Genomic DNA, 19,338 nt, shown 5'->3' on the forward strand with positions numbered 1-19,338 from the left:
ATAGTATTATTTTTGAAAGTTCTGTTATAAGATTCAGACAATAGCGCTGTGGAGAATCGTTGTGAAGCGTCTAAAGGCACAGATTTCGATCCGATGGTAAGTTCTCCATTCCCTTCTTCTAGGCTCGTGGGACGGCAGCAAGAACTCGCACAAGTGAGTCAAATTTTGCTGAGCGATCGCGATTTGCTCCTCGCTGGTGTTCCCGGTATCGGACGACGGACATTAATTCGGACTGCCGCCCGCAATTGTGGTGCGAAAGTGCTCGAAATCGATTGTCTGCGCGCCACGAACTATTCGCGATTTCTGCAACTTCTAGCTGAAGCGATTCTCTCAACTTATGAGACTCCAGAAGAAATTCGATTCATCGATCGCTGGAGCAAAGAGCAGCCCTTCATTCTGCGATCGACCAATGGCAGACCTCAGCTTACCTGGCATTCTGCTCCTGGTAAAGAATCGATGCTGTTTGAAGCGCTATTAACCTTGCCACAAGCGTTAGCAGAATGGTCAAATAGTCGGGTCGTGATTGTTTTTCTCAATTTTCCGCATCTGCGATCGTTCGATCGAGCTAACAAATGGGAGCAATATCTGCGCCAAGAAGTTGAGCGGCAAAGTCGAGTGAGTTACGCGCTGATTGCGACCGTTGCAGAACGCTGGTCAGAGTCAAATCATTTACCGATCGTCGCTCTGAGTCCGGTTTCTAATAGCACGATGCAGGCTTGGATCTCAGAAACGATGCTGGCAGAAGGCTTAGAATTCGAGCCAGAGAGCTTACTGCTGTTTCTCAACTATGTGCAAGGACATTTTGGAGATGCGATCACGCTTGCCCGTCGGGTTTGGTTGGAATATGGAAAGCGGGAAAATCATGAACTTCTGACAATTGTTCAACCGCATCAAGTCGAACGAAGTGCGATCGCGCTCATCGAGGATCTTTCCGTGACGTTTGAATCACTTATTTTGCTGCTGCCACATAGTCAAGTCCGAGTTTTAGAGAGTCTGGCGCTTGATCCCACGGACAGTCCTCACGCCCGCGAGTATATTCAGAAACATAATTTGTCGCGAGGTGGCGGACTACAAGGTGCGTTAGCCAGTCTAGAACAGAAAGGATTAGTCTACGGAGCCGAACTGGGATATCGAATTGCGCTTCCTTTGCTCGGTGCATGGTTGAAGCATCGATTATCGTAGAAAATTCTTTGATTAGGATAGGAACCACTCTATTTATTTGCACAGAGTTTAAAACCCGATATAGTCAAAGCATCCACTGTTGTCCAAAACGGAGCATGTCAAAAGCGGGGAGTGCATTGAAACAGGTGCTGGAATCTTACAGCATCACGCAGTATCAACTATCTGCGATCATGGGTGTGAATCGATCGAACTTCAGTCGCTGGCTGAGGGGTGAGCGCGATCCGCTGGCTGAAGTCGTCGTCGAGATCTACAAGGCGTTAAAGTCTCTCAATCCGAAGGCGGCATCTGAGTTTATCCATCTGTATTTGGGGTTAGCACCGGACGAGGAGGTTTAATTCTTACCACCGTGGCACTTTAACCCAAGTTCCAGTTTCGTTTGACTCATGTGCCAAATCCATGAGTAGTTGTGAATACACGCCTTCTTTAAGCGAGGGCGCGATAGATTCTTGTCTGTCAATACTGATGAGCCATTGATCAATAATGCGGATGAATGGCGCAATTCGTCCATCACTGAAAACTTGCTCAAACGCATACTGCTTCGAGATTTCAATCTCTGTTAGGTCTTGTCCGATCGATGCCCCCCAGAGTTTGAATCCGTGTACATAGTCTTTCTGATTATCGCTACCAAGGACTAAAGTTCCGCGATCGCCGTACACTTCGATCCAGTGTCCGCGTCCTTGAGTGGTCACCGAACTAATACAGATTTGGCAAGGAGTCCCGTCTGCTAACTCCAAAGTGAGATTGCAAGTATCATCTGAATCGACGGGCTTGAGTTCGCCTGTGGTTGGATCAGGACGTTGAGGAATCGCTGTACTGAGATTGGCAGTTAAGCGATCGACTTCTCCAAACAGCCAAGCAACATAATCAAACGTATGCGATCCTAATGCGCCTAACGCGCCGCCTCCTTGTTCTTTGCGGGCGTACCAGTTCCAAGGACGAGACGCATCCGCCCGACTCGAAACCAACCAGTCAATCTTGATCAATCGTTTCTGTCCGACATAGTTCTGAGCTAGAAGATCCGCGAACTGCTGCCATGCTGGAACAAATCGAAATTCAAAATTCATGCTGGTGATAGCGCGATTCTTCAGCGATCGACCATACAAATCTTTCGCCTGATCAACATCTAAAGCAGTCGGTTTTTCAAGCAACAAATGTTTTCCTGCATCTAGCATCGATTTCGCCATTTCATAATGCAGAAAGGGCGGTGTTGAAATGCTCACTCCGTCAACGTTCGAGAGGTTTAGAATTTCTTCGATCGATGAACAAGCCTGGGGAATCTGATGAGTTTGTGCGATCGATTGTGCTTTCTGCAAATCTCGATGATAAACCGCGACAATCTCAGTTCGTGGATGCGCCTGAAACCCTGGAATATGAACCTTCTGCCCAAATCCCGTTCCGACGATTGCCACACCAAATTTAGAGCCAGCCATTTGTTTTGTTCGATCGCGTCTTGATCAGTTTAGACGATTAAGGAGCTTGCACGATTTGTGCGATCGTAGAACTTAGCCGAGTAAAATGCTTAAGATTCAAAGTCAGAATGCGGTCAACCGCTGCTTTTAACGCCGCCTGAGCAATCAACGCATCGAAAATTCCGCCTCCAGGCAAATTCAGTGCAGCCATTTGATCCATTGCAGCTTGATAATCTCTTAACTCTAGTGAGATCGCCTGTATGTAGGACAAGTGTGCGCTTAACAAAGCTTTGGCATCAGAAGGAGACATCCGAGGCTGGCTCGGCATTCGAGTCAAAACAGAATAGGCTTCCGCTAGGGTATGAGTTGAAATATAAGCCTCAATCTGACCGCTTTTTGCCGCTTGAAGCTGTATGAAACAGGAAGAATGATTGGGATGTTTTGGCAGAGAAGCTGCAACAATTACGGAGGTATCAAACAGAACTTTCACACTTCAATCTACTCCTGGTCGCAGTCTTCGCGGCTCTGCTGAATCAGAAGATTGAAGTCAATATGCTCTAAGGAATCTGTATCAAACACGAGGATGCCATCTTTTTCACGGAGGTGAGAACTTGGTAACTCAGAGGGCTTCTGAGCCTGCTGCTTTAGACTGCTGATTTTTTCTAGTAAGGTTTGAGAAATGAAGTCCTCTGGTGAAATACCCTGAAGCGATGCAATTTCCCTGATTTCTCTTTCTAAGGCGGGAGAAAGATTCATTGAAGATCCCTCGTAACCTACATTTTTTCAAGTCTACTGCAAAAATTGCAAGCCGAAGCCAAGTAACAGTATCGAATGTTCATGCAACAAATAATGAACTGTACCGCTAGAGTGATTGATTTATTTCCTTGGAGTATTTGAAAATACAGTCGATCGTATTTTGATAAAGCCTGACCGTGAGCGTTTTAATTCGATTGGTTTTAGGATTGTTTTTTGTCATTGGTGGGCTGTTTAGCTATTACGGCAACACCAGCGTCAATCCGGTGACTGGGGAAAGTCAGCGCGTTCAACTGACACCGCGCCAAGAGATCGTGCTCGGACTGCAAAGCCGTCAGCAAATGGCAGCCCGACATGGAGGACTTTATCCCGATGAAGCATTGCAGGCATACATCGAGGGTGTGGGACAGCGGATTGTTCAGCGATCGGAAGCTTCAAAAGCTCCCTACCCGTTTGAATTTCACTTATTGCGTGATGCTCAAACGGTGAATGCGTTTGCGCTTCCGGGTGGACAAATCTTTATCACCGCTGCGCTACTGGGGCGCATGTCTTCCGAGGCGCAATTAGCGGGAGTGTTCGGACATGAAGTGGGACATGTGATCGGAAGACATGGAGCCGAACACTTAGCAAAACAACAGTTGGGAGCTTCTTTAGTGAATGCGATCGGGGTTGCTGCAAGTGGTGGACAAGATGGCGGACAGGGAGCCGCTGCGATCGCGCAAGCGGTGAATCAAATGGTCGATCTGCGGTACGGTCGCGAGGATGAGTCAGAAAGCGATCGCTTTGGGCTAAAATTCATGACCGAAGCAGGCTACACCCCACGCGGCATTCTAGAAGTGATGCAAATTTTGTCCAAAGTAAGCGGGAGTGGACGACAACCGGAATTTCTTAGCTCTCACCCTGATCCTGGGAATCGGTTACAAGCCTTGAAATCTGGGATTCAGAAGATCTATCCACAAGGCATCCCGACCGATTTGGAAGATGGACGCGATCGATTCACACAAGCCGTTCTGCGCAGATAGGAGCATCATGAATTTAATGGTTTTGTATTGGATATTGCTTGCGGTCATGCTGGTTGGAGTTGCTGGAGCCGTCTTACCAGGGGTTCCAGGACCGAGTTTAATTCTGGTAGCAATTCTCGTTTGGTGTGTGGTGACAAAATTCGCGATTCCAATCTTGCCGCTCGGTTTAATCTTCGTGGCATTGATTCTCAGCGCGGTGGTGGAATGGTTAGGATCGTACTGGGGCGCGAAACAAGTCGGAGCCAGCAAATGGGCGCAGTATGGGATGTTTGCGGGGATGGCGGTAGGATTTTTTGGGTTGCTGCCTGCTTTGCCGATCGGAGGACCGATCGCGGGAATTCTCCTCGGTGGATTGCTCGGCGGCTTTGTTGGGGAATATCTTTATCAGCGCAATCTTCCCACTTCTGAACGGGTTAAAACCGCTGGAAAAGTCAGTCTTGGAATCGGTTTTGGTGCTTTGATTGGGAACTTGATCGAAGTCGTTTTAGCGATCGTTGCCGTGGGGGTTTTTGTCTGGTCAACCTGGTCTTCGGTCATGTGGACTTAACGAACCGATTTGAGGTGGTCGATTTGTTGGGTAAAAGCATCCGTTAGAATACTCATCACCGTACGATCCCGTAATTTAATATTGACGCTCACCGACATCCCAGACTGAAGCGCAATTTTACGATCGCGCACTTGTAGCGCTTGTTGGTCGAGTTGAATCTTTACGGGAAATCGGTAGTAGGGGTGGACTTGATCCGGTGGGAGCGCATCGGAACCGATCGAGATGATCTTTCCTTTGATGTCGCCAAATTCGCTGAATGGAAAGGTATCGAGCCGGACATCAACTTCCATCCCTTCTTTGACAAAACCAATGTCTTTGTTGGTGATGTAGGCTTCAGCAATTAAAGCATTGTCGGGAACGATCTTTAGAACAGGCTCGATCGCGTTTGCCACAAACCCAGACCCTGTGACTTTGAGATCGAAAATGGTTCCATTTGCAGAAGCACGAATCTCCTGATATCTCAAAGTTTGCTCGGCTTGACTGATTTGACTGTCGGTTTCCGCAATGCGCTTACTGTTTTCGACGATCACTTTATTGAGTTGGTCATCAATGTCGGCAATGCGCTTTTCATTGTCCGCAATTCTAGTCAACAGTTCTTGAGTTGAAACCGCGATCGTGTTGCGTAATTTTTGTTGGGCTTGAGCGATCGCATCTCTGAACCGCGCTTGTTCTTCTTGGAGTTGTTCGATTTGAGATTGTCCGGTTTCGACTTCTTGCTTTTGGCGCAGGTATTGCACACGAGCGATCGCGCCAATTTCTACAAGCGGTTCAATATCATTCAAGATTCGCTGATTGACGGTGAGCACTTTTTCGACACCGATTTGTTTAGCGCGGCTTTCTTGAAGTTGTCGCACGAGTTGAGACGTATCGAGTTCAGTGGCGGCGATTCGAGAAGCAACTTCTGACTGAGCGGATTGCAGTCTTAGGCGTTGTTCTGCGGTAAACCCAGCACTAGAGCCGTTTGTTAACTGAGCGCGGTACAGTTGGGTTTCTTGGGCTAAGACAGAACGATTTTGAGTCAGCGTGATTAGTTCTTGCGATCGACGAGTTTCGAGCCGTCCCGCTTCGGGTGGTGCAATTCCATTCGTTGCAGCTCGATACAGTTGCGTTTCTTGCTCAAGCGCAGTGCGGATTTTTCTAAATGAATTTAGCTGTGATTTTGCAGCGGTCGGATCAAGCGTCATCAATAGATCGCCTTTTTTTACCCGTTGTCCATCTTTGATGTTAACCGCTTTGACGACTCCGTTGATCGGTACTTTAACTTCTTTGACGGCTCCTTGGGGTGCAAGTTTGCCAGTCGCGGGAATCGCTTCATCAATGGTTGCAACACTCGCCCAAGTTGCAGAAAAAATTGATACGCCTGCAATGCCCCAGATTAAGGAGCGCGATAGTACCGGAGAAGGTTGTAAGATAACAGGCTGATCAAAGGGTGCAGGCTGCTTGCTTGGAAGCGGTGAAGAAATTGGAGAAAATAGATTAGCGTTCGTCATGATAGCTTCGGCGAGTTAGAGTTGGGCTTCTTGTTGTTGATAGAGGCAGTAGTACCGACCTCTGAGGGCGATCAGTTCTTCGTGGGTTCCTTGTTCCACCACTGAGCCTTGATCCATCATTAAAATGCGATCGGCGTTGCGAATGGTGCTGAGTCGATGGGTGATAAAAAAGACAGTTCGACCTTTGAAAGCATGAGCGAGATTCAAACACACCTGACGTTCTGATTCATAGTCGAGAGCACTGGTCGCTTCATCGAGAATTAGTAAGCGAGGATTTTGTAAAACCGTTCGTGCGATCGCGATTCGTTGTCGTTGTCCGCCTGACAGTGATGATCCGCGTTCGCCGACTGAGGTGTTGTAGCCGTTTGGAAGGTTCATGATAAAGTCATGAGCGGCGGCGACTTTGGCAGCGTAAATAATGTCTTCAGGAGAGGCATCGGGAACATTGAGCGCAATGTTTTCTTGAACTGTGCCTTCAAATAATAGAGAGTCTTGTGGAACAATCCCAATTTGGCGGCGCAGTGAATAGAGTTCGACCTTGTGAATGTTATAGCCATCGACTGTAATACGTCCTGCTTCAGGCAGATACAATCGGGGTAAAAGCTTCATCAAAGTACTTTTACCAGACCCACTTTGCCCCACGATCGCGACGAATTGCCCTGCTTCAAATTCGACCGATACATCCTCTAACTGTAGCGCTCCATTCGGATCAAAGCGGAAAGAGACATTTTCGTATTTCACCTGACCCACGATCTCTGGCAATGGAATGTTACTACGATCGAGTTCGTCAGCTTCAGGCTGTGAGTCTACAATGTCACTCAATCGCTCTAATGATAGGGCGGTCTCCTGAAAGTTTTGCCAGAGTTGTGTCAGTCGTAGTAAGGGACTGGTTACATAGCCTGCAATAATCCGAAAGGCGATCAATTCACCTAACGTCAATTGTCCATTCAGCACTAAATAAGCACCTGCCCACAGTACCAGTAAACTCGATAACTGATTGAGAAAGGTACTGGTTGAACTAGCAGCCGTGTAGGTTGAAACCGTCTTAAAGCCAGCAGAAACATATTTTGCATAGCGTTCCTGCCATTGCCATCTCGATCGTAGTTCCACATTCTGAGCTTTAACAGTTTGAATTCCAGACAGAACTTCGACTAAATAAGACTGTGCGGAGGCGTTTAGCTCTGATTTGACGCGCAGTTGACGGCGGACGATCGGGGACACCGAAACTGTGAGGATCACAAACAATGGCAGAGTGGCTAACGCGACTAAAGCCAGCACCCAACTGTAGAGAAACATCACCACAATGTAAACGATCGAGAAAAGCGCATCTAAGACAACCGTGAGTGCAGTTCCGGTGAGAAATTGCCGAATGTTTTCTAGCTCATTAATGCGGGTTGCAAGTTCACCAACGGGACGACGATCGAAGTACCGGAGTGGCAGTTTCAACAGATGATCGATGATTTCTGAACCGAGTGCTAGATCAATTCGATTCGTGGTATCGACAAAGAGATGGGTTCGTAAGCTTGATAGTAAGGCTTCAAAAATGGCGATCGCAACTAAAAAGAAGCCAAACACTTGAAGCGTATTTGGGCTGTTTTGAACAATGACTTTATCAATGATCAACTGCGTGACCAGTGGATTTGCTAAACCAAATAGCTGAACTAGAAAGGACGCGATAAAGACTTCGAGCAGAATCCGACGGTACTGAATCAGCGAAGGAAGAAACCAACTCAAACCGAATTTTTGTTTGGGAGTGGTGCGTGTCGGCTGAAGTAACAAAGCCGCTATCGTGCCTGCATTTTGACTCTCTGTGGATTGTGCTGCGATTAAATCCGCAGGTTGACGGCGAACAATCCCAATCTCAGGAATTGCAAGGGTCAAACTGCTCGAAGTGGTTTCATACACGATCGCAAAGCTTTCTTGCCATTGCACGATCGCAGGTGTGGGAAGTCGATGAACCGATGACACGGGAACCTGTGCGAGTTGTGCTTGTAGTCCAAGCAGTTCAGAAACTGCACCACACTGTATCAAAGATAATTTACCGCGTGATTGCTGATTCTGTAAAACGCGCCGTAGAACATCTTTGCGAAATGGGATTTTCCAGAACTGCGCCAGCATATTAAAGCAAGCGATCGCGCTTTCAATGTCGCCTCTCCCCCGGACAAAAGGATACACTCGCTTCGTTTTACGATCGAGTACAGGCGGCTCTGATGGTGCGAGATCAATGTCTAAAACATCGTTGCTTTGTTCTTCGACAGTCGGGGCGGTGTTGTGAAACAGCGATCGAGGGAATCCTACTAAGCGAAGATTCCCAGATAGCTTTGTTGCGCTGAATTCTTGCCCGATCGGTAAATTCATTGCATTCTGATTGCTCACGAGCCAGACCTGATCTGGCGGTAAAGCTTGAAAGCGCTGTAGGTGAACAATTTGCACTTGGGAAAAAGCTTTTGAGGCAAATTCTCGAATGCTGTTCACACCCGCTGATTCTAAGATTAATGCTTCATCGGCTCGATGCTGTAGATACATCGCCAACACATCAAACACTTCAATCGCGCTCTTTTGCCGCTCGAAGCACTGTCGAAATGTGGCATCTTGTTCCAAAATCGTTAAGAACGCAGCCGCAGGAATCGTGAGACAAACCGTTTCAGTGGACGCGATCGCAGTTTCACAAGATCGATCGCGCATCAAACTAACCCATCCTAAAATCGCTCCCACCTCTAAGCGTTGTAGCGTGATCAAGCTTTGAGTTGCCGCATCATAGCCCAGAAGACGCACTTGTCCTTGATAAACAATGCTAATTTGTCCGGGTAGTTGCTCTTTCGTTAAGATCGGTTGCCCGACTTCATATCGGTAGAGTTTGATGTGTTGCGTTAGTTTTGCGATCGTAGCAGGTGCAAGTTGATGGAACGGGGGCAGAGTGGCGAGAAAGGCTTGGGGAGAGGGGGCGGTAGAAGTCATGATGGGGACAGATGCGATCGGATTTTCACAGTTTGCAATTGTTCAGTGAGCCAAGCTTCAAATAGTTCGTTTAATAGACGTTGCTGCATCGGCGAATCAAGTTGGGCTGGAATCAACTTTTCGAGCCGCACTAATACAGTCCATTCACCGAGTTTGGTTGGCGATAGTAATTTTCCGGGCTGAGTGATGCTTAGTTTTTGAACCAGTCCAGGATGAAGCGTGTGAAGTTCAACAGGTCCCACTAGCCCCCCGGTTTGAGCTTCCGGACCCTGAGAGTATTGCCTCGCCAAATCTGCAAACGATCGCTCCCCTTCTTGAATCTGAAAGTATAGCTCTTGAGCGAGGTTGGCATTCTCAAGCCGCAGCAATGAATAAATCACGCGATCGTAGTGTGCTTTGCGCTTGAGGAAGTGAGACTCTAAGGTGTGGCTCCAAGTTGCTTGCTTAAATTTCTCGATTTTAAGAGTGCGTGTGATCAAGTGTTCAAGTTCGCTCAGGTTCAAATGATTGCGATCGAGCCAAGCTTGTCGCGTTTCATCTGAGTGAATTTGATTTTGCTGATAGAACTGTTGGCAAGCACTGAGGGTTTCTTCGATCGTGCAATCAATCGAAGCGATCGCTTGATCAATTACCAATTCTCGCGTCAACTGGGGCAGCAATCGATAGCGACTTAACAAGGGGACGATCTCGGTTGCAGCAATTGTACGATCGCCAATTTGCAGAACAGATAGAGCATTGGGGGCGGGCGGTGATGCAGTCGAGTCCGGGCAGTCGCTCACAGATAAACTCAGGGGCATAGAGTGGGATGAATCACGATTTTGAACTAGGAGAAGCGAGGCAGTATCAATGACCCAACCATCAAGGCTTGAGTCACAAATTAAATCGATATCAATTCCGTATTACGAGCAACAAAACGCACAACAGGAAGATTTTTCCTTTTCTTATATAAAGTCGAAATTAGCAGGTCTGGAAGAGTGGGAAAAGTGAGGAAATGTGAAAAATAGATTTTTCTCATCGCTCTTTTCTAAATTGCGGTATAGAATAATTTTGCGATTACTCAGTGACAAGTATGTGATTCAAGAGACACGACTTGAAATGAGAATACGTACTTATCTCGATCGCATACTCAGACGACTATTTCTGTTTCCGCTAAATTGCTGAATTCGATTTCTGTCACTTGACAATTCAGAGGAAACATCTATCTCGAATGACCAGTGATTTACTGTTCGCAACGATCGTTCAGCGTTAGAGCAGTATTCAGAATCCTGAGCAATTCGGTCGGATTGACTTTCAATTTTTGATCTTGGTGTGCTTCGACTTTCAAACCTTCCGCAAGTTCAACGTTGAGCCGATCAATGCGCTCAGCCTGCGGGTGCAACTACCAAACCATTCAACAATCCTGATCGCTGTTTTGATCGCGATCGAACTCGAATGCAGGCTGTCATGTTCGTGCGGATAGCGCTTGACTGAAATTTGGTCACTGTTTTGCAACCCCTTAAGGAATTTTCCACGATGATTACGCTTTCTATTCAATCTCCCGTGATGCAAGCTTCGACGCTGGTGGTGTTCGATCGCCGCGTTGAGGATTTAACGACCCTTTATAATGCTCTGTTGCCGCAAAGCGTGGGATATACGCTTGATACTGATGAAGATGCACTGGTTTCGATTACTCGATTGCTGACTCAAACGGGTGCAAAGCGACTCGCGATCGTCGCTCACGGGGAACCCGGTGTGGTGCATTTGGGAGCGCGATCGCTGGATTTGGCGCAAGTAAAAGCGCGATCGGGGTTGCTGCAAGAATGGAGCGTGGAAGAAATTGCGCTTTATAGCTGCGAAGTTGGTGCGGATGCTCAATTTATTCAAGCGCTGGAGCAGGCAACTAGAGCGCGAGTTGCTGCTGCATCAGAGAAAGTAGGGACACAGGAAAAGGGCGGAAATTGGGACTTGCTGAATAGTAGCAATACTGCTTATTTTGCTTTCGATCGACTGATTGGCTATTCAGGTCTGTTAGCCATTATCTCTCAGAATCTTGACAGCGTTGCTACTGATGGTCGCATTAGCTCATCTGAAATCTCAACTCCATTCACCATCACTGGAAGCGCAAACAGAGTTCAACAGAATCAAGACGGCAACGAATTTCTCTTGGCAATTTACAGTGGTTCCAAACTACTATATTGGCAAATTGCGAATAATGTTTCCAATGGGTATAGTTTCAACGTTAACCTGAATAGTATTCTGGGAAGCCAAGTCGCGAACTATCAAGGTCCCCTCACGTTCAAAGTCTATCAAGGCAATGGAAGCAATGGGTCTGGCAGCTTAAATACAACCACCAATGCTTCTCCCACAAATCCAGGGTTTGAATTTCTGAATAACGGCAGTGCGGTGCAACTCACTGATGCGACGACGATCGGGCTATTTACTCCAAGTACTATCACACTCGATACGATCGCGCCTTCCGCTCCCTCGATCGATTTGAGAGCGGCATCGGACACTGGCATTTCCAACACAGACAATATTACGAATCTGGAGGTGTTGACACTTGATATTGATTTGACGGGCACAGGAGCCGTTGCAGGTGATACTCTGCGAGTCTCTAGTAGTCTCAGTGGGGTTTATTTCACATACGCTCTTACCGCACAGGATATTCAAAGCGGGCGAGTTTCACTTTCCAGCACCTATGCTTCTAACCAAACCCGCACAATCACTGCCACCATTACCGATGCTGCGGGTAATCAGAGTGCTGTTTCACCCGGACTCTCTATCACAACCGATCAAACTGCTCCGACGGTCACAATCACCGACAACGTACCCGGAACCGCAAACACCACGACGAATACGATCGCTTACACCTACACTTTCAACGAAGCCGTTGTCGGTCTTGCCTCAGATGATTTCACAGTAACGAACGGCACAATCAGCAGCGTCACAGGTTCGGGCGCATCTTGGACAGTGAATGTCACACCGAACCCAAATGTTGCCAGTGGGAACATTAGCTTAGTGTTGAAAAACGCTGCGGTCACAGATGTAGCAGGCAATCCGAATGTTGCGGTGACTAATAATGCTCAAGCGATCGACACTGTAAGACCCACAGTGATGATCGCGGACAATGTTCCCGGAACCGCAAACACCACGACGAATACGATCGCGTACACCTACACCTTTAGCGAAGCCGTCACAGGTCTCGCCGCAGATGATTTTAACATCACGAACGGCACAATCAGCAGTGTCACGGGTTCGGGCACGGCTTGGACAGTCAACGTGACCCCAAATGCAAACGTTTCCAGCGGCAACATCAGCTTAGAGTTGAAAAATGCTGCGGTGACGGATGTAGCAGGTAATCCGAACGTTGCTGTGACCAACAATGCTCAAGCGATCGACACAGCGAAGCCTACCGTTGAAATTACCAGCGACAAAATCAGCTTCAAAGCGGGTGAAACCGCAACGGTCACTTTCAGCTTTAGCGAAGTCCCGACTGGATTCGATAGCTCTGACATCACGGTGACGGGTGGCGCAATCGCGGGCTTGACCGTTGATCCTTCCGATCCCAAAGTCTACACCGCAACCTTTACTCCGACTGCGGATACTAATTCACTCACAGGAGCTATCTCGATCGCGCAAGACAAATTCACTGATACGGCAGGCAATAACAATACTGCCAGTGCTTCCCTGAGTCTAAACGGCGATACCCTCAAGCCCTCCGTTACGATTTCCAGTGATAAAACCACTTTCAAAGCAGGTGAAACCGCAACCGTTACGTTCACCTTCAATGAATCACCGATTGGATTCGATGCCTCTGATGTCACGGTGTCGGGCGGTACGATCGCAAATCTCGTTGCGAGTGCTTCTGATCCCAAAATCTACACCGCAACCTTTACCCCAACCGCCGATATCAACTCACTCACGGGTGCAATCTCGATCGCAAAAGACAAGTTTACGGATGTCATCAGCAACAACAATGTTGCCAGCAATTCCCTGAGTTTGAATGGCGATACTCTGAAACCCGCAGTTACAATTTCCAGCAACAAAACGACGTTCAAAGCGGGCGAAACGGCAACGGTTACCTTCACCTTTGATGAAGTCCCCACCGGATTCGATGCTTCTGACATCACCGTATCGGGAGGTACGATCGCAGGCTTGATCGTTGATCCTTCGGATTCCAAAGTCTACACCGCAACCTTTACGCCGACTGCCGATACTAACTCGCTCACAGGTGCGATCTCGATTACCGCTGACAAGTTCACCGATGCAGCAGGCAACAGCAATACTGCGAGTTCTCCGATTAGTGTAGATGGTGATACCTTAAAACCCACGGTCACAATTTCGAGCAACAAAACCACCTTCAAAGCAGGCGAAACGGCAACGGTCGCGTTCACCTTTAGTGAAGTTCCCACTGGATTCGATGCTTCTGACATTGCAGTATCGGGCGGGACACTTACGGATCTAACAGTTGATCCTTCCGATCCCAAAGTCTACACTGCAACTTTTACGCCCACTGCGGATACCAATTCGCTCACGGGTGCAATTTCGATTGCTGCCAACAAGTTCACCGATACTATTGGCAACACCAATATTGTTAGCAATGAGATTGATGTAGAGGGTGACACTCTGAAGCCTACAGTTGCTATCACAAGCGACAAAACCGACTTCAAAGCAGGCGAAACCGCAACGGTCACTTTCAGCTTTAGTGAAGTTCCAACCGGATTCGATAGCTCTGACATCACGGTGACGAGTGGCGCGATCGCAGGCTTGATCGTTGATCCTTCCGATCCCAAAGTCTACACCGCAACCTTCACACCGACTGCGGACACCAATTCGCTCACAGGTGCAATTTCGATCGCTGCTGCCAAGTTCACCGATGCTGCTGGAAATGACAACATTGTCAGCACTCCGGTCAATGTAACGGGAGATACATTAAAACCTGAAGTCACGATCGCCAGCAATAAAACAGCATTCAAAGCAGGCGAAACAGCAACGGTCACGTTCACCTTTAGTGAAGCGCCTACGGGATTTGATGATTCTGACATCGCGGTGACGGGTGGCGCACTCACGGGTTTAACCGTTGATCCTTCGGATTCCAAAATCTACACCGCAACCTTTACCCCAACTGCGGATACTAATTCACTCACAGGGGCTATCTCGATCGCAGCTAATAAATTCACCGATGCTGCCGGAAACGACAATATTGTCAGCACTCCGGTCAGCGTAAATGGCGACACCTTGATCCCCAATGCCCCGGTGATTACTCAGACAATCAGCACCGACTCAGGCACATCAAACAGCGATCGCATCACCAAAGACAAAACCCCAACCCTCACCGGAACCGCTGAAGCAGGAAGCATCGTCGAGATTTTCAACGGAAACACCTTGCTTGGGAATGAGATCGTTGATATCAACGGAGATTGGAGCTTCACCCCCGCAGAGGATTTCGCAGATGGCACCTATACGCTTACTGCCAAAGCAACCGATAGTGCAGGGAATGTCAGTATTGCTTCTCAACCGCTGCAAGTGACGATCGATAGCACGCCTCCGACTGTTGTAGCGGATACGGGAACCGCGACCGAATCAGGCGTAGCCACTGGCTCTAATACCACTGGAAATGTTCTCAGTAATGATACATCTGCGTCTATCGTGAGTGCGATCTCCTTCGGTTCGACTTCGGGTACAGTCGGAGTTGGTGTCAGCGGGGCTTACGGCGATTTGATGCTGAATGCGGATGGAACCTATACCTATGTCATTGACAACGAGAACGCGGACGTACAAGCCCTACAACTCGGCAGTTCATTAACAGAAGAGTTCACCTACACAACCCAAGATGCTGCGGGTAACTCCTCCACGTCCAGCCTGACCATTACGATTGCAGGCGCGAATGATGCACCGATCGCAGAATCAGCCTTTAATAGCGTTAATGAAGATGCCACTATTAGTGGGTCTGTTTCAGCGATCGATGTCGATGCGAATGCAACACTCACTTATGAGTTGGTCGATCCTGCTCCAACTGGATTGGTCTTCAATACGGATGGCACTTATTCGTTTGATGCCTCCAGCTATGACCTCTTGCCGCAAGGGATCGATCTGCCGCTGGTCATTCCATTCAAAGTCACCGATGAGAAGGGAGCAACATCAGGAGCCGAACTGATCATTACGGTCACAGGCACGAATGACACCCCGATCGTCACAGCAGTTTCTAGAAGTGTCACCGAAGATGCAACGATCAGCGGCTCGGTGACGGGTACAGATGCCGATTCAGGTGAAGCGGAAACGCTCACGTATGCAGCCAACGGCACACTCCCAACCGGGCTAACTTTCAATGAGGATGGTTCTTACTCGTTTGATGCCTCCAGCTATGACTCCTTAGCTGACGGTGCGACTCAAACGTTCACCATTCCATTTACCGCAACCGATGACCAAGGAGCGACCTCTGCCCAAGCAAATCTAGTGATTACCATCACGGGCACGAATGACGCGCCCGTCGTGGCAACTGCGATCGTAGACCAAACTGGAACTGAAGACACGGCGGTTAGCTTCACCATTCCTGCGAACACCTTCAGTGATGTTGATAATGCATCACTCACCCTCTTAGCCACTCTAGGCGATGGTAGTGCGCTTCCAGGTTGGTTAACTTTCAATGCCGCAACCCGTCAGTTCTCTGGCACTCCACCGCAAGACTTCAATGGCACGATCGCGCTCAAAGTCACTGCAACTGACGCAGGCGAACTATCCGCTTCTAGCTCGTTCAATCTAGCGATCGCCGCTGTGAATGATGCGCCCTCTGGTACAGACAAAACTATCACACTGTCTGAAGATAGTTCTCTGATCTTGAATGCTGCGGACTTCGGCTTTACAGATGCGAGTGATAATCCTTCTGCAAATGCCTTCAGTGTGGTCAAGATCACCACGATCGCTAGTGCCGGATCGCTGAAACTCGATGGTGTCGATGTCGCGGCAGACACGCTCATCAGCATCGATGACATCAATAGTGGTAAGCTCACATTTTCGCCTGCTGCCAACGCCAACGGAACAGGATACGCCAACTTCACGTTCCAGGTTCAAGACGATGGCGGTACAGCGAATGGTGGAGTCGATCTAGATGCGAGTCCAAACACGTTCACCTTTAATGTCACTCCGGTCAATGATGCACCGATCGTTGCAAATGCCATCCCAGGACAAACCGGAACTGAAGATACGGCGGTCAGCTTCACCGTTCCTGCAAATACCTTCAGCGACGTTGATGGAGATACTTTAACGCTCACGGCAACAGCAATCAATGGCGACCCGCTGCCCAAGTGGTTAAGCTTCAATGCCACAACTCGCGAATTTTCAGGAACTCCGCCCCAGAACTTTAACGGTACGCTTGCCTTAGAAGTCACTGCTACTGATGCAGGTGGACTCTCTGCGACTAGCCCGTTCAATCTGGTGATTGCCGCTGTGAATGATGCGCCTGTAGTTGCGAACCCGATCGCCGACCAATTCACTCGCGAAGGCGCAACCTTTAGCTTTGCTGTTCCTGCCAATAGCTTCAGCGATGTCGATAGCGCTACGCTAACTTACACCGCCACCAAAGCAGACGGAACTGCACTGCCCGATTGGTTGACCTTCGACGCAGCGACCCGCACCTTTAGCGGGACTCCAACCAGTGCCGATGGCGGTTCTTTTGATGTGAAAGTTCGCGCCTCTGACGGCTCTCTGTCTGCCGAAGATACCTTCAAACTCTCGATCGCAGGAGTCTCAATCACTGAATCCGGAGGCAGCACCGCGATCGCTGAAGGTGGAGTTGGAGACTTCTATACGGTCGTGCTTGACACTCAACCGACTAGCAATGTCACCCTCACGCTCAATTCAGGCACTCAAACCATTGGTTCACCGACAACGCTCACCTTTACTGCCGCAAACTGGAACATCCCACAAACGGTTGTAGTCACAGCGGTCGATGACAATGCTGTAGAAGGCGATCACTCCGGTACGTTGAGCTACACCGCAGCCAGCAGCGATACAAACTATAGCGGGATTGCGATCGCACCTGTGACCGCAACCATCACCGACAATGACACCAGCGGCTTAGTCATTACTCAGTCTAATGGCGGTACGGCTGTCACCGAAGGCGGTGCAACCGATACTTATACAGTTCAACTCAGTAGCCGACCGACGAGCAATGTCACGGTGAATATCAGCGGTTCGCAAGTCGGAGTCAACAAAACCTCGCTCACGTTCACAGCCGCGAACTGGAACGTGCCACAAGTCGTGACGGTTAATGCGGTGAATGACCCGATCGCAGAAGGCGCACACACCGGAACGATCACCCACACTACCGTGAGCAGCGATGCGAACTATAGCAACCAAACCAGTCAGCTTACCGCCAACATCATCGACAATGACACGGCTGGAATCAGCATCGTTCAATCCAATGGCAACACCGCAGTCACCGAAGGCGGCGCGACAGATACCTTTACGATCGCTCTCACCTCTCAGCCTGTTGCAGATGTCACGGTGAGTTTTGGAACCGGAACCCAACTGTCCGCGATCGCACCGATCACCTTTACGGCAGCGAACTGGAATACACCCCGCACTGTCACCGTAAGTGCAATCAATGATTCTGCGATCGAAGGAAATCACAGCGGCACGATCGCCGCAACCGTGAGCAGCACCGATCCGTCCTATAGCGGACTCTCGATCGCTCCGATCACCGTTGCGATTACCGACAACGATTTCCCCGGCGGCACAAACACCATCACCGGAACGCTCAGCGCAGACACCCTAATTGGTGACACCCGTGCAGATACGATTCGAGGACTGGGCGGCGACGATCGCATCGAAGGACGCGGCAACAATGACACCCTGTTCGGCGATGAAGGCAACGATACGATTCTCGGTGGCGATGGCAATGACACCCTCAACGGCGGCGAAGGTAACGACACGCTCAGCGGTGAAGCAGGCAACGACACCCTCAACGGCGATGCGGGTAACGATGTACTCGATGGCGGCATCGGCGACGATACCTTAAACGGTGGAGTTGGCAACGATACCTTAGCGGGCGGTACTGGTTTGAACGATCGCTTAACGGGTGGCGACGGAAACGATACGCTCACCGATACTGACGGAATCGCCAGTGCGCTCGGTGGCGGTGGCAATGACACCCTTAATGTCACGTTTGCCAATTCCGTTCGTGCTTCAAATAATGCGATCGTTGGGGGCTTCGAGAGCGACACGATCACGGTCACAATGAACAATGCCGCTTTTGCCCTAAATCTGCTCGCAGATGAGGCGACCGCCAACACTCGTGATGGCAATGATACCGTGACGCTTCTCGGTACCTATGCGACCGCAACCGTTTCGCTCGGTGGCGGCAATGACAGCTTCACCGGTGGAAACGGTGCGGATACGGTCAACGCAGGCGCGGGAAATGATAGCCTGATCGGGGGCGGCGGCAACGATCGCTTAGTCGGGGAAGCAGGCGATGACACGCTAAACGGTGGACTCGGTAACGATACGCTGATTGGAGGACTTGGGCGCGATTTGTTTGTGATTGGGCGCGGTTTGGGCAGTGACACGATCGCTGATTTCAGCCGGACTCAAGGCGACAAAATTGGACTCTCCGGTGGACTGTCTTTCGGCGCAATCACGCGAGTTCAAAGTGGTGCAAATACCTTGTTGCGAGATGGAGCAACCACGATTGCAACGCTGCAAAATGTGACAGCCAGTAGTTTAACTGCTGCTGATTTCACTGTAGTGTAATCGCTCTTCTGCATGAAGGGTTGCAGCCCTCACCCGCTTCCCGTGGGAGCGGGTGAGGGCTGCTTTCTATGGAAGAGGGTTAGGGCAGGGGTTTCGCCACGCTGATCGCAGGAATTCTGTTCGATAAATTCATCGGGGAATATCTTTATCAGCGCAATCTCCCGACTCTTGAGCGCATCAAAACGGCTGGAAGAGTCAGCTTTTTCATTGGCTTTAGCACTTTAAGCGGGAACTTGATCGAAGTCGTT

The 19,338-nt window shown here is 49.2% G+C and carries 11 protein-coding genes; 5 read left to right on the top strand and 6 right to left on the bottom strand.

Annotated features, from left to right (window positions below):
- Positions 1-93 precede the first annotated feature (93 nt).
- Together NIES2104_RS09025 and NIES2104_RS09030 are read left to right on the top strand one after the other, a co-directional pair.
- Positions 94-1,182, top strand: a complete 1,089-nt coding sequence (locus NIES2104_RS09025) for an ATP-binding protein (RefSeq protein WP_059001636.1) — start codon at positions 94-96, stop codon at positions 1,180-1,182.
- A 95-nt stretch (positions 1,183-1,277) separates the two neighbouring features.
- On the top strand, positions 1,278-1,517 hold the full coding sequence (locus NIES2104_RS09030; RefSeq protein WP_058997786.1) for a helix-turn-helix transcriptional regulator: 240 nt from the start codon (positions 1,278-1,280) through the stop codon (positions 1,515-1,517).
- Positions 1,518-1,520: 3 nt separating this feature from the next.
- Here NIES2104_RS09030 and NIES2104_RS09035 read toward each other — a convergent pair whose 3' ends face one another.
- From NIES2104_RS09035 to NIES2104_RS09045, 3 genes are read right to left on the bottom strand one after another with little or no spacing between them, the layout of a single operon-like run.
- Complete coding sequence (locus tag NIES2104_RS09035; RefSeq protein ID WP_058997788.1) at positions 1,521-2,612, bottom strand: Gfo/Idh/MocA family protein; 1,092 nt, start codon at positions 2,610-2,612, stop codon at positions 1,521-1,523.
- 37 nt (positions 2,613-2,649) lie between these two features.
- Positions 2,650-3,081: a PIN domain-containing protein gene (locus NIES2104_RS09040; protein WP_058997790.1), complete on the bottom strand. Its 432-nt coding sequence runs from the start codon at positions 3,079-3,081 to the stop codon at positions 2,650-2,652.
- A gap of 8 nt (positions 3,082-3,089) precedes the next feature.
- Entirely contained in the window at positions 3,090-3,347 is a 258-nt protein-coding gene (locus tag NIES2104_RS09045; protein WP_058997792.1) for a hypothetical protein, read from the bottom strand.
- 176 nt (positions 3,348-3,523) lie between these two features.
- On the opposite strand from NIES2104_RS09045, the gene NIES2104_RS09050 reads away from it, so the two are divergent.
- Both NIES2104_RS09050 and NIES2104_RS09055 read left to right on the top strand, forming a co-directional pair.
- Positions 3,524-4,366 carry a M48 family metalloprotease gene (locus NIES2104_RS09050; RefSeq protein ID WP_058997794.1) on the top strand — a complete coding sequence of 281 codons (843 nt, stop codon included), beginning with the start codon at positions 3,524-3,526 and terminating at the stop codon, positions 4,364-4,366.
- A gap of 7 nt (positions 4,367-4,373) precedes the next feature.
- A complete protein-coding gene (locus NIES2104_RS09055; RefSeq protein WP_058997796.1) occupies positions 4,374-4,913 on the top strand; it encodes a DUF456 domain-containing protein in 540 nt (179 codons plus the stop codon).
- Here the strand turns inward: NIES2104_RS09055 and NIES2104_RS09060 are convergent.
- Genes NIES2104_RS09060 through NIES2104_RS09070 form a run of 3 tightly spaced genes read right to left on the bottom strand, consistent with a single transcriptional unit; the run spans position 4,910 to position 10,158 of the window.
- Entirely contained in the window at positions 4,910-6,403 is a 1,494-nt protein-coding gene (locus NIES2104_RS09060; RefSeq protein ID WP_072218045.1) for an HlyD family efflux transporter periplasmic adaptor subunit, read from the bottom strand. The two genes, NIES2104_RS09055 and NIES2104_RS09060, sit on opposite strands and share 4 nt — an antisense overlap.
- 15 nt (positions 6,404-6,418) lie before the next feature.
- Positions 6,419-9,361 carry a type I secretion system permease/ATPase gene (locus tag NIES2104_RS09065; protein WP_058997798.1) on the bottom strand — a complete coding sequence of 981 codons (2,943 nt, stop codon included), beginning with the start codon at positions 9,359-9,361 and terminating at the stop codon, positions 6,419-6,421.
- Positions 9,358-10,158 carry a peptidylprolyl isomerase gene (locus tag NIES2104_RS09070; protein WP_082689953.1) on the bottom strand — a complete coding sequence of 267 codons (801 nt, stop codon included), beginning with the start codon at positions 10,156-10,158 and terminating at the stop codon, positions 9,358-9,360. The genes NIES2104_RS09065 and NIES2104_RS09070 overlap by 4 nt, the downstream gene beginning before the upstream one ends.
- A gap of 715 nt (positions 10,159-10,873) precedes the next feature.
- On the opposite strand from NIES2104_RS09070, the gene NIES2104_RS31665 reads away from it, so the two are divergent.
- Positions 10,874-19,090, top strand: coding sequence for an Ig-like domain-containing protein (locus NIES2104_RS31665; RefSeq protein ID WP_058997799.1), 8,217 nt, complete (start codon positions 10,874-10,876; stop codon positions 19,088-19,090).
- Positions 19,091-19,338: the final 248 nt, after the last annotated feature.

The sequence above is a fragment of the Leptolyngbya sp. NIES-2104 genome (genome assembly GCF_001485215.1).
GTDB lineage: Bacteria > Cyanobacteriota > Cyanobacteriia > Leptolyngbyales > Leptolyngbyaceae > Leptolyngbya.

What these genes read in the sequence shown, in the direction of transcription:
- NIES2104_RS09070 (WP_082689953.1), bottom strand. Translation starts at nt 10,158, where the DNA reads ATGCCCCTGAGTTTATCTGTGAGCGACTGCCCGGACTCGACTGCATCA.
- NIES2104_RS09060 (WP_072218045.1), bottom strand. Translation starts at nt 6,403, where the DNA reads ATGACGAACGCTAATCTATTTTCTCCAATTTCTTCACCGCTTCCAAGC.
- NIES2104_RS09030 (WP_058997786.1), top strand. Translation starts at nt 1,278, where the DNA reads ATGTCAAAAGCGGGGAGTGCATTGAAACAGGTGCTGGAATCTTACAGC.
- NIES2104_RS09035 (WP_058997788.1), bottom strand. Translation starts at nt 2,612, where the DNA reads ATGGCTGGCTCTAAATTTGGTGTGGCAATCGTCGGAACGGGATTTGGG.
- NIES2104_RS09065 (WP_058997798.1), bottom strand. Translation starts at nt 9,361, where the DNA reads ATGACTTCTACCGCCCCCTCTCCCCAAGCCTTTCTCGCCACTCTGCCC.
- NIES2104_RS09045 (WP_058997792.1), bottom strand. Translation starts at nt 3,347, where the DNA reads ATGAATCTTTCTCCCGCCTTAGAAAGAGAAATCAGGGAAATTGCATCG.
- NIES2104_RS31665 (WP_058997799.1), top strand. Translation starts at nt 10,874, where the DNA reads ATGATTACGCTTTCTATTCAATCTCCCGTGATGCAAGCTTCGACGCTG.
- NIES2104_RS09025 (WP_059001636.1), top strand. Translation starts at nt 94, where the DNA reads ATGGTAAGTTCTCCATTCCCTTCTTCTAGGCTCGTGGGACGGCAGCAA.
- NIES2104_RS09055 (WP_058997796.1), top strand. Translation starts at nt 4,374, where the DNA reads ATGAATTTAATGGTTTTGTATTGGATATTGCTTGCGGTCATGCTGGTT.